Below are 12,677 nucleotides of genomic sequence, written 5' to 3'. Positions count from 1 at the left end.
TGTCATGCCAATGCCTCAGTTTTTATTTCGATGTAGAAGCATCTCCTTTCGAAATATATTTCTTATGAAGACAAAAATATCGAAGAGGGAATAGATAAATTTTTAGCCGACAATCCCGAGCACAAGGATAAAGCCGCCATCTGGGCTGTCCTCAAGTATGTTATATGAAAAATACAAAAACAGGGAGTAAAGAAATATCTCTTTATAAACAATCCCTAACCAATGCTCAGGGGAGGGACTTTCTTTCCTAGAGCAGGTGCGTAAGCCTGCCGCTTAGGAAAAGGAATTTTCTTTAAAGTCTCAAATCAAACTTCTCATGACAGTTACAAAAGTGGTCTTATCCCAATCTCCGTTTTTCAATTCTTCTATTCTTTTTTGAATCTTTTCGATATTAATAAATGTTTCCTGGTTTCGGTCAATATTTACAGGCTCTTCATCCGGAGTGCAGAATACGATATCTCCATCTCTTCGACCAAAATTTATATAAATATTTTCAATTAGGAAGGAACTTTTCTTTCGGCAACAGCGTGCATAAACCTGGTGCTTGGAAAGAGGTTTCTTTTAAAATGTCAAATTAGACTTAAAATAAGTGCCAAATCAAACTTCGCATGACAATTCGAAACAAAAATATTTTACAAAAATAGAGCAAAGGTATCTACATTCTAAGATCTCTACCCAATGTCATGTCAAAAAACGTTGGGTCGTACATTATAAGTATCACTTTAAAGCAAAGAAATATAAACTCTAGAGAAAATATTCGAGGATTGGAAACTAAACCGAGATTAAGAAACATATGATATCTTGGTTTGATTAGATATAGGGGGTTCGGGTTTCAAATGTCAGCGGCTTTCGTTCTTAAATTATCTTTTAAGCTTGTAGGTTCTTAGCTTCGTTCTAGTTTCAAATCAAACTTACCTTAGCAAGATATAAAGACAAATAAACCTGTATTTATATCATATAATATTTAATAATTATCAAATAAAACTCTTCAGTTAATAAATCTAAAATCTTATGTGATCTAAATTCAAAGCCAATTCTGCCGATTATTTAGTATAAAAATTCGCTAAATATCAAAGAGAATCCATTATGAAAAAAATTATATTTGTTTGTTTAGGAAATATTTGCCGTTCACCACTGGCACATACCATATTTCAAAAATTGGCACAAAACAATCAATTAAATGTTATTGTAGATTCCGCAGGTATAGGCAACTGGCACCAAGGAGAACATGCTGATCCTCGAATGCGCAAAATAGCTTACGAAAAAGGTTATGATATTACCCATCGTGCAAAACAGTTCACAAAAAACGATTGGAAAGAATATGATATAATTTTTTCCATGGGTGAAGATATCACATCTTTATTACAAGAGCGTTTCAAGGATTCTTGCAATAACAATATCTTTTATTTCCGGAATTTTGATCCTATGAATCCCCTTGAAAATAATGTGCCCGACCCCTATTACGGAAACAAAAATGATTTTAACAATATTTATAATACTATAGAAAGAACATGCCAAACATTAGTAGATAAACTCAGATTGAAAGAATATCCTTTTAATAAATTTTAATTATTCAATTTATCAAAATAGACAAACTTTGTTTTATATAGACTAAAAATTCTTATCTATGAGCTTGAGATTTTATAGTACTTAATTTTATACAAGATTGTATCAAAAAGACTCTATACCTATTAAGAACAATTTTTTCAATTATAATCTTGTAAGTCCAATTTTTTATCCCACTTCAAAATATTTTTGAACAATATATGTATTAAAACAACACCTATAAGTGTTGTTTTAATACTAACTACAATTTTATTTCGTCAAATTATCACTTGTTTGTGCTGTCCATGCGCTATTTAATTTTTGTTCATCCGAACCAACAGCAAATCTTGCTTTAGTTGACTTACTATTAAATCTAAATCGGCCAAATTTATTTCCCAAATCTCTTAAGCCATGAAATTTCACTGTATACTCTGTATTCGCTCCACTTCCAGTTACTTCCATAACTTCGATATCATATTGATAGACACGTCTACCAGGAGTTGTGACCGATACAAGCATATCAGATGCATTGAGCCATTTCAAAACATAATAGGACGGACTGCCTCCATCAATTGCCACAGAGCCCTTAAAACTACCCGATGTACCAAATGCAGATCTAAAAGCACTGTTAGCACCTACAGAAGATTTAACCTTATAATTCCAACTAGTTAATTGGTTGCGTGCATTAATAGCATTAAATAATGTGTCACCTTCAGCAATCTTAGCAGTAAATGAATTCGCACCGGTTCCTACCTGAATGGCCACAAATTTATTTTTCTTTGTATTCGGACGGGTACGAGCTTCCTGCTCAAGCATAATAATAGAATCACTTGCCCCATTATATTGATAAATGACAGGAACATAGAAATCTTGAGTGTTTGTAAAATTTCCGCTACTATTAACCGTGCTATAATATAAAAACAAGTTATTTCTATATCCGCCTCCAGGTGCTTCATTATACACAAATGTATTCTTATTAGTAGCCTGTACACCCATTTTACTTGTATCTATTGCACCAGAGCTGTTTGTTGCAATCCATATTCTATTAGTTTTCAAATTAGTCATTACAGAAGCAGGATTCATTGCCAAATTGTATGTTCTCCAAATTGGCTGAGACTCGGCATGCTGCTTTAAAGCTTCGGTTTTAGCCATATTTGTTTCGACAGAATAGTTCATTGAGAAGAAATAATTTTTTCTCAAAGGATCCGAATCTAATTTAAAATAAGCATAAGTAGCTACTTTACGGTTGTTATGGACTGTATTCGGATAAGCATTCATACTAACACCAGTTTCTAAACTTGTACTGTCCATGTGATAAATATTAAAATAGTAAACATCTTCTGCTACCGTTTGTCCTGCCACATTACCTGAAGTAAATGTATTTCCTTTCTTAACAGTAATTTTTCTGTTAGGAACATCAAATGTCCATTGATCAGTATCTCTAAAGTCATTGAATCCGCCACGAGTAATACTCATTGTTGAAGACTCACGAACTATTTCCTGTACCACTTCATCCGATGCAAATTCTGATTGTCTAACCCATTTTGCATTTTCAAACTGTGCCACAGTATATCCAACTGATAATCCGGTACTATTAAAATCATTAGTCATATTTTGCATATCAACACCCAAACCACTTCTTAAACTTACAATATCACTGCTAGACTTATCCTGTGTTTTAAGCAATAAATACTGATCTTTCCAAGCACCTGAAGTAGCTTTTAAGAAGTATGTAGCTTCATCAGCAGTTACCACATCATTAGACACTTGCAATACATCATAAGTATAAGAAGCTCCATTTGTCACAACTGTCATTATAACTCTTTCCGCCAATGTACCGGTAGCTGAAATTTTAGAAAATGAAACAATACCACTATCTTTAGGAACATATACTTTTTTATCCGTTAATGTAACAAACGGTTGTTGCGCTATTATTTTTTCTAGTAAACCGTTATCTTGCTGCAATGCTGTCTTTGCTTTAAAGCTCAATCTTGTACTATCAGAGTTCATATTTCGATTTGTCAAATCGTCTGCTTGATCCTTAATCAACAATGTTACTTCATTATTACCGTTACCGCTGAAAGAAATACGAGCATACTTATTTCTGAACAAACCTGTACCCTTCAAGAGAAAGATCCCATCTGTTGTAGACCTATCGTTAACCATTTCTATTTCATAGACATCAGGTCGTGGTACCCCATTGATATATTCCGTATAAGTAAATGTCATATTTACACCGTTTTTAGCAAATTGGAGATTCGTTGTATTTTGAGGATCATGCAGACGACGTGCCTGATCTAATCCCGCAAGTACTCCTTTACTAACAGCAGTATCAATAACTTGGGCATTTAATAATAAAGAATTCCTTTCTAACATATTCCATTCTTGAGCAGCATTAGTTGCAGCTAAAGCACTTTTAGCACTCGCAACATCTATACCAACTGCTATTCGTCCTCTGTTCTCATAAGTCTCACCCTTACTTATCAACTCACCAGCAATAAATTTATTTCCAAAATCACCATATCCGGATAATCTAAAAATACCCTTTATATCAGATTCATCTTCTATCATAGTATAACCATAAACATTTTCTTTAATAGTGCTGTCTTGGCCTACTGTCGTTACATATTCAACTTTTACTGTCTTCTCTGTGGTATTAAACACAATATTTGTGACCATCTTAGACGTATAGGCCGGATTAGCCACATTACCAACAATAGGGTGCAACAAATGAGAAACCCATACCGCTGATCCTCGTTTGATCGCTTCTTTAACAACGCGATCATCTGCCTCAGCCATTTTTTTATCCATATAATTCCAAGCTACTTGTCTATTGAGTGCTTCCTGTGCTGCAGCCGGTGTATCTCCAAAACCTACTTTCATTAATCTGTCACTCACAGCAGTCCCCAGTTCAATAGCCATATATTTGTTGGTAAATTGAGTGCTTGATCCGCGAATCAATTGAAATATCCCACGAGTATCTGAAATATCCGAATGCATTTTATATCCGAAATCTTCTGCTGCCATCGCGACAAAACCTGAAACAACTCCAACAACTTGTATTTTAATATTTGTATACCGTGTATACCTAGATTTCGTACCGCCCTCAAACTTTAATGATACATAATTATTTTGATCATATATGCCATTGTTTCCTTCCAAACTGCGCCATTCTGCTACTTTTGCAGCACTTACTATTGCTTTTGCTTCATTGACCGCTAAAGTATCTTCTCGAAAATTCCAATGATTACTATTTTTTAATAATGTATTCAAATTCTCTACTTCTTGAATTTTTGCAGCTTCATCTCCGGAACTTGTAGAAACTAAAATGCGTGCATTCGCATTCTTATCATTTCCTGAGGTACCCAGACTTAAAAATACAATACGTCCATCATAAGTTCCTGAAGTATCACTAGCAAGCACAAATACACCTTCATCGGGAGAAATAGATCGTTTCATTCCGATCCGATAATTATGTTCCGTTGAACTTCCTGATGTTGTAGTTTTTATCGATACAGTTTTCACAGCAGGATTAAAGGTCCATGTTTCCGTATTTTGTGGATCATAGTAATATAAATTATCATTTGTTATCAATCTTGTCCATGAAAATCCAGAAGCATTCACAACTACACGCATATCAATAGCTGTACTTGTTTTCTCTAAATAATTCCATTGATCAGGATTACCATCCATTGCATTAAATTGATTCAGAGCATCACTAGGAGACACGCTTGACGCTGCAAATCTTATTTTCTTTGGAGTTGCACCTGCTTCCACTTTCATTTCAACAAAATGCTTATGAAGAGGATCTGTATTATTATTCTCAAAAGATTTTAAATAAAATCGTGACTGCAATTCAGCAGTATTATTTCCCGTACTCAAATTAGAAGCACTTTTCGGAAATATAATATTATATTTATGTGTTTTTGAATCAGAACCTTTTATTGTCAATACAGTTAGTGTATTTTCTTCTGCATCAAATAAAAATTCCTGCGTGTCTTCTGAATTATAAATTCCCTTGCTATCAACCTTTACAACAGTATTTCCTATTGAATTAATAGATGCAGGTGGATTTCTTTTTATCCCATTAGCACGTTTTAAAATATCATTTTTTGGAGTTACATCTGATAATTTATAGAAATTTGTATGTGCCGAATCAAGTGCTGTTTTCGTGCTGTCAAAAGTATCTCCTATTGCTGTTTTTCCTGACTTTGTTTTGGTAGCATCATTTTCTTCGATTAGAGAAAATCCTAAATATTTACCATTATATATACCGTCTCCTGAAAGCCGGACTATAATATTACTAACTTTTGCTGTAACATTAGTATATACCACTTCATACTCATACTCTGATTGTGATGCAACTCCTTTGATAATTATACCAAGTTCTACTTTTCTATCAGTAGGTTTAAATACTATATTTGTTGTATTACGATTATCATAAAACCGATCAACATACTCTAGAACACTACTAGAGCCTATGACATCAACTGATACCCATGGACCTCGTTCTGCTTTTATGTATTCATCTTCTAATTGCTCACTACTTTTTAAATTATAGTTCCATTGATTAACATTTATCAAAGCATCAAGAGATTGATTTGCTTTTTCCAGAGTATCTTCATTAGTTAGTACTAAATAGGTTCCCGTTGGAGCAATTCCCGATAACGCAGCATTTTGTACAGCAATACCACCAAATTTCAGCCCTAAAGGTCCAGTACCTAAATATTTAAATATCGCTTTGCTCTGATTTTCAGCTTTGACTATCTGTAAAGGATAAGTATTAGTAGTACGGGTATTATTCCTTTTAATTGTAGTAATTGTAACTTGAAGAGGATCTGTAGAAAATTGTACTTCTTCTGTCTCATAAGGAACATATAAACCTGGATTTACAACTCCTGGTGCTGTAGTCGCATTTGCTGCTAATTTCACATACAAATGACCTTTATTTTTTGCATTATCAACAGCAGACTGAATTGCTTCTGCTGATAACGGAGCATCCGCACGTGTATGATAATTCGCTGCATCAGTGGGTTTTGCAGTCTTTGCATTGTCCACAGTCCCACCGAAACCTATATATGCCCTATTTGCTGTCGTTGCTGTGCCTGTTAATACGTACATATGTTTATCTTTGTGAGCATCAAATGGCGTATTAATCTCCGTACCTGTGCTATTTGGATAATCAGTAGTTATAGGAGTCTTATTTTCGGAGGGTTTTAATAAAAATGCTCCTTCAATAGCTCCTACATCCCTTGACATCTCCAAAGCAAAACGCGACGCATTAGTAACAACGTCACCATTACTCATGGTGATTTCCATTACAACTGCTTCCATAGTATCCGAATCAAACCACCAAATTTCTGTTTCTGTTTCCGAATAATAACCATTCTTTAATTTGATCCATGGAGTCAATCCAGCTAACGCTTTTACTATTTTGTCAGTACTTGGCACTACGGATTGTTCATACAAATTTTGTACTGCTCTGTGTTTTAAGGCATATTCAACCTGATGCTGTTCCATTCCTATTTCCATTAATGCTCTGCCATTATTAACACCATTTCCAAGCTGCACTGCAAAGTAAAAATTATCAAACGGAGAGCCCATATCTGTATCATTTTCAGAATTAGGAAAATTTTCAGCTGTTGTTTTCAGTAAAAATGTGCCTTTTTCTCCAGATTCATTACTAACTATTTTAAAAGAATAAGTCGATGTTTTTGGTACAGAATTTGTCAAAATTTTCGCTTGTATCAAAAGTTTTTCAGCGTCAAAAGACCAATTAGTAGTTGCTGTTTTACTGTATGTGCCATCATCCATCACTCCAACCCAAGTTTTACCGCGTTGTTGCATTTCTATTACCACTCGATGTGGTTGCTGTGCTTCAAAATTATCCTGTATATCGTTTGTAACAGGCTGCTGTTCAAATTTCTCTTTATCTGCACTCAGCACCAACCATCCCGCTTTTTTATCCACATTAGTAATGCTCAATTTTGCATACTGGCCATTAAGTAAGCCCGTACCTAAAAACTGAAATACTCCTTCCGTATCACTAATATCTTCAATCATACGAACACGATAATCGTTTATATTCGATATTTTATTATTCACATCTATTATTTTAGCCCACATAGTTTCAATATTTATCCTATATTCTGTTGTGTTTTCCCAATCATATGCATCCGGAATAATAATAGGAGAAGAGGATGCCCCTATAGGAGGCGCATTAAAAGCTTTCAAAGTTACTATTGGTCTATCTTTTATTTTTTCTAATACCCGATTTGGGATATCTGCTGTCTTCTCACTTTCCCAATAGTATTCTGAGATAGCAGATAATTTATTTAATACTTCTTCTTTTGTTAAACCTTGTGCAAACTTCATTCGTAATTTGCCAAAAACAGGATCTGTACGATATTCAACAGCAAAATAACCACCAGATGCTAGTCGATACACTTCCAGATTAGGTCCTAAAATTTGGACAGATTGTGCTTGTATATTTCCCAATGAAGTCAGAATCGTACGACTTGCTGTTGTAGAAACATCTCTTCTACTACGAGTGACCGGCTTAACTTCAGTAAACTCAGCTCTTAATTCTCCTGTAACACGGTTAATACTGAATATTGCATTAGTTGTTTCTTTTACGTCATATTTTAAATCATTGTTTAGTTTGACTATCTTTTCTGAATGAAACACTTTAAACACTCTATTAACAATTAAATCGCTAGCATAATCCCAATTATTTTTTGTTCGCGCTTTATCTAAAATACCATTTTCAGACAATCCGACTTCTACTTTAACTAAGGAACCCGTACTATTTGTTTCTGCATAAATCCCCATATACAAACCACTGTAGGCTCCAGAGCCATGAATTCTATAAATTCCTTCAAACTTTGAAACATCTTTAATTACTTCGAGAGCATAATTTTCAACACGCACAATTTTGCCACCTGAAATAATTGTGGATTGCATCGTCAAAAAATCGCCATTAAACAATAAAGTCTTATATTCTTGAGAATTCCAATACCCATTTGGTTCTAAGGATAATAATTCGTGCTTCCCAAATGTATCAATCACTTTTCTTTCAGCATAAGATAATTTAAATGCCTCTTCCTTTACTAATGAGCAACTTACACTTAGCGAAAATAGTAATAAACATACAATTTTATTCATATACTACTCCCCTAGCTTGAATTCCTTGACAAAATTTAGTGCATGTTCCTGACAATAATAAATAGTAATAATTGAGAGTGAGCATAAATAATTGCTCCTATTTTACTATTTAATAAAGTAAACTACTCAATATAAGTAATTGTAATATATATTCTTAGTTTTGTCAATATTAATATTTTATATATTTTAATCGGTTCTAATATAAAATTTTTTAGTTTTTAAAAAGTTATTATAAATTCTCTTACTCACATAAGGATAAAAATACTTGACAAAATTATTTCCAATACATTATAATAGTACAGGAATAATTTAGTTATTTTAAGGAAAATTATGAAAAAAATTGACATTTTAAAATTCATATGTTATAACAACACAAGCTAATTTATTAGCTTTTTTATATTATTTGTGATCAATCCTTTACTTGGTATAAGCCAATAAGGGGATTTTTGCGTTTTAATGTAATTTGGAAGTTCCTATTATGCAAAATCCTAAAATTCTTCATAGAATTTATTTTGCAAATATGCCTCCTTACGAAGATTTATTTTTGCATTACTTGGATACCTGGAAAGCAGAAATGCCTGGCTATACGATTATGCAATGGAATACTTCTAATCTTCCGCTAAAAACTGGCAATACATGGGTACAAAAAGCATTAGTAGATAAGCAACCTGTTTTTTTGTCAGAATATTATCGTTGGTTTGTGCTTAAAGAGCATGGAAGCATATATCTGGATGCCGATTGTGAAATCATTAATGGTAAAAAATTAGATTCTCTTTTAAACGAATTATATTCAACCCGTGCTTATGAAGGATTTTTAGGCATTGAAGAAAAAAATAATGGACATCCGACCGCTCAAACTGTAGCCCTCAAGCCTAATTCCGATCTTGCGAACTTTATGCTTATGATGTATGATCAATATTTATCAGGACCTCTATGGCACTGGAAAGAAAGCAGGAACTTACTTGGTCCGCAACTGATTACATTATATTTCCTGGAGAACGGGTATACAAAAAATAATGGTTACCCTATTATAGATCAGCCTGAAATACATGCAAACATCAAAATATACCCTCAAGAATATTTTTCGCCTAAATTTGGTTTGACCGGCAAAACTTTGAATTATACAGAAAATACGTGTGTATACCACTTATTCAGCAATCTCAATATAAATCACCATGCAGACTCTGAATATGCAAAAGAAAAAAAACAAGCACGGCGCTTTCATGAACTTCAAGAATACCTGAAAACAATGAAAATTCCAGCTGTAGATCATAGTCATAAAGAATCTTTCAATAAATTATTAAATTTGTTTAAAAAAATACTGAATAAACTTTATAATGTCTTCCCACAAAACAACATAATACGCAAATTAAGCAGTAAAATATTTAAATTATGCTGCTTAATATACAAAAAAATAAAACTTCAAACCATAAAGCTTTAGGAGATATTGATGGGAGAATTAAAAGTATTACATAGAATATATTTTGGTTTTGATGGTAAGCCAGATTTGTATCAGGAATATCTAGAAACATGGAAAGAACAATTTCCGGAATATAGAATTATGCATTGGAACGCAGAGAATCTTCCTATGGATTTAAATGAATATGTCAGTATTCACACCAAAGAAAAAGATGCTGTGTTTCTGGGAGATTATTTTCGTTGGTGGGTATTACGTGAATATGGAGGGATTTATTTAGATGCTGATATAGAAATAGTTAATGGAGAGCTTTTTAATCAATATATTGAAGAATTCGAACAGTCCGACAACCATGCTCTTGTAGGCATTGATACAGATGCACGATATTATACGGCGCATTCCATGGCTTGCAAACAAAATTCTGAACTTGCAAATTTCATGTGCACAGTATACGAAAATCTTGGCCCTCTACGTCACTGGCGTAAGACATTTTGTACAGCACCCCAACTTTTGTCTTTATATTTTATGGAAAAAGGTAAACGTACTCACGAATTAGGAAAGTTCACTCATTGTGAAGCTATTACAGATTTAGCAGGAGTTCGAATATATCCTAAAGCATATTTTTCACCTCTCTGCTATTATGATACTCATACTGCTGGATCCTCAGTCTTTTTCCTACGTGACTACAACCCTAATCAGACTGCACTTTGTCACCACTATGGGTGCTCTTGGCATACAGAAGAATCTGCCTATTTCAACAAAGGACAAGCAACCCTTACGCAAAGACCCATGTTAAAAGATTATTTTATTGCTACAACTCAAACAGAAGGCTCAAAACCTCACAAAATGCAACATATTTTAATAAAAATATGGCAGTTTGTCTTAAAAATTCCTCACAAAATTAATACCTTACTAAAAAGTTAAAACTGGCACTGGCATTTTTTAAGTTCATTATTTACAAAGAAAAGGAAATTTGTTTTATTAGTTTTGGTTGAGATAAAAATTAAGAAATCAAAACATATCTATACTAGCTAAAATTTTATATATTAAAATTCTTTATATATGTCAATATGAATTATTCAAAGTTATGATCATTTCTTAAATATAATTTGACAGCATCAAAAGCAACAGAGTAAGAAAATCCTCTTCTTCCCAAAAATGCAAGCATTTTTTTACTTTCTAATATGCTATTGGTACTGTATTTTTGTTTTAAGGCATGGACAGCCTGTTCTAATTCTGAAAATTCATTGTACTCCAAAAATTCCAACAATGCATCATTAATTAAATGCTCCTTAAATCCTTTTTGTTTTAACACTTGCTTTGTATAGGAAATACTGCGTTTTTTCACATATAAATTTTCATTAATAAAAAAATGAATAAATCTTTCATCATCTAACAAACCATGAGAAACTAATTGATCCATTAATGCATGAATTTGATCTTCAGTAGCAGCTAATTGTTTCAGCTTCACAAGTACTTCCTGCCGAGATCTTATTCTATAATTAATAAAATATAGAATTTTATTCTGCAACTGCTCTAAAGTATATTTTTCCATGGGATTTTAATACTCAATTTTATAAGGACGATCCGTTAACGCATTTTCCCACTCCCGCAAGCTCATATTTTCGTATAAAATTTTATATACGGATTCAACAATAGGCATAGAAATATTATTATCACATGCAAACTGGTAAATAAGCTTCACCGCTCTGACTCCTTCAGGGATTTGAGACATAGATTGCTGGATATCATCAACTTTTTTTCCCGCAAGAATCTGCTCTCCAACATATCTATTGCGTGAATGGGCAGAATAACAAGTAACAATTAAATCTCCTATACCAGCAAGCCCGGTAAATGTTTGAGGATCGCCACCCACAAAAGTCCCAAAACGGATCATTTCCGCAAGACCCCGCGTAACCAATGCAGCTAGAGCGTTGTCTCCATAATTTCCCGCAACTACAATACCAGCAGCTATAGCAACAACATTTTTTATAGCAGCACCGATTTCGACTCCTTTCGGATCGATGTTCGTATAAACCCGCACCCATGACGTAGAAAAACATTCTTGCACTTGTTTAGCAGCTTGCATATCTTTTGACGCTGCTACTAAACAAGTAAATTTTTGCATTCCAACTTCTTCAGCATGCGAGGGACCACTTAAAGCCACAGCAGCCTTATGAGGGATAATTTCCTCAATCAATTCCGTCATTGTGCGTATCGGATCCAACTCTATGCCTTTCGTAGCACTGACAATAATTTGATCTTTCGAAGTCAAAATTTTTAATTGATCGAGTAGATTTCTATAGAATTTACTAGGAATAGCAATTAAGATCATATCTTTTCCGTGTACTGCCTGTGCAAGATCATATTCTAAATTAATATTCTCCAAGCTGATACCGGGCAGATATTTAGTATTTTGATCATCTTTTTGAATAATATTGAGAGTTTCCGGCAGTGCATTCCACAATGTGACATTATTGTGTTCACGAAGAACCACAGACAACGCTGTTCCCCAACTTCCGGCCCCTAATACAACAATATTATTCATAAT

The 12,677-nt window shown here is 33.6% G+C and carries 6 protein-coding genes; 3 read left to right on the top strand and 3 right to left on the bottom strand.

Translation table 11 applies throughout. The features are described 5' to 3' along the window. Positions 1-1,086: 1,086 nt before the first annotated feature. On the top strand, positions 1,087-1,569 hold the full coding sequence (locus BM018_RS05125; RefSeq protein ID WP_092319287.1) for a low molecular weight protein-tyrosine-phosphatase: 483 nt from the start codon (positions 1,087-1,089) through the stop codon (positions 1,567-1,569). Positions 1,570-1,815: 246 nt separating this feature from the next. Here BM018_RS05125 and BM018_RS05120 read toward each other — a convergent pair whose 3' ends face one another. Beyond that, positions 1,816-8,709 (bottom strand): hypothetical protein, encoded by a 6,894-nt coding sequence (locus BM018_RS05120; protein ID WP_092319285.1) that lies wholly within the window; start codon positions 8,707-8,709, stop codon positions 1,816-1,818. Between the two features lie 478 nt (positions 8,710-9,187). Between BM018_RS05120 and BM018_RS05115 the strand changes: the two genes are divergently transcribed. After that, complete coding sequence (locus tag BM018_RS05115) at positions 9,188-10,150, top strand: glycosyltransferase (RefSeq protein WP_092319283.1); 963 nt, start codon at positions 9,188-9,190, stop codon at positions 10,148-10,150. A 9-nt stretch (positions 10,151-10,159) separates the two neighbouring features. Then, a complete protein-coding gene (locus tag BM018_RS05110) occupies positions 10,160-11,050 on the top strand; it encodes a glycosyltransferase (RefSeq protein WP_092319281.1) in 891 nt (296 codons plus the stop codon). Between the two features lie 151 nt (positions 11,051-11,201). Here BM018_RS05110 and BM018_RS05105 read toward each other — a convergent pair whose 3' ends face one another. Both BM018_RS05105 and BM018_RS05100 read right to left on the bottom strand, forming a co-directional pair. Further along, positions 11,202-11,597: a regulatory protein RecX gene (locus tag BM018_RS05105; RefSeq protein ID WP_159428192.1), complete on the bottom strand. Its 396-nt coding sequence runs from the start codon at positions 11,595-11,597 to the stop codon at positions 11,202-11,204. A 90-nt stretch (positions 11,598-11,687) separates the two neighbouring features. Further along, positions 11,688-12,674 (bottom strand): NAD(P)H-dependent glycerol-3-phosphate dehydrogenase, encoded by a 987-nt coding sequence (locus BM018_RS05100; protein ID WP_092319277.1) that lies wholly within the window; start codon positions 12,672-12,674, stop codon positions 11,688-11,690. Positions 12,675-12,677: the final 3 nt, after the last annotated feature.

The sequence above is a fragment of the Brevinema andersonii genome (assembly GCF_900112165.1).
GTDB classification, from domain to species: Bacteria; Spirochaetota; Brevinematia; order Brevinematales; family Brevinemataceae; genus Brevinema; species Brevinema andersonii.
The sequence above is the reverse complement of the archived record's forward strand: the minus strand, read 5'-3'. Positions and strand labels throughout refer to the sequence as shown.

What these genes read in the sequence shown, in the direction of transcription:
- BM018_RS05125 (WP_092319287.1), top strand. Translation starts at nt 1,087, where the DNA reads ATGAAAAAAATTATATTTGTTTGTTTAGGAAATATTTGCCGTTCACCA.
- BM018_RS05120 (WP_092319285.1), bottom strand. Translation starts at nt 8,709, where the DNA reads ATGAATAAAATTGTATGTTTATTACTATTTTCGCTAAGTGTAAGTTGC.
- BM018_RS05115 (WP_092319283.1), top strand. Translation starts at nt 9,188, where the DNA reads ATGCAAAATCCTAAAATTCTTCATAGAATTTATTTTGCAAATATGCCT.
- BM018_RS05110 (WP_092319281.1), top strand. Translation starts at nt 10,160, where the DNA reads ATGGGAGAATTAAAAGTATTACATAGAATATATTTTGGTTTTGATGGT.
- BM018_RS05100 (WP_092319277.1), bottom strand. Translation starts at nt 12,674, where the DNA reads ATGAATAATATTGTTGTATTAGGGGCCGGAAGTTGGGGAACAGCGTTG.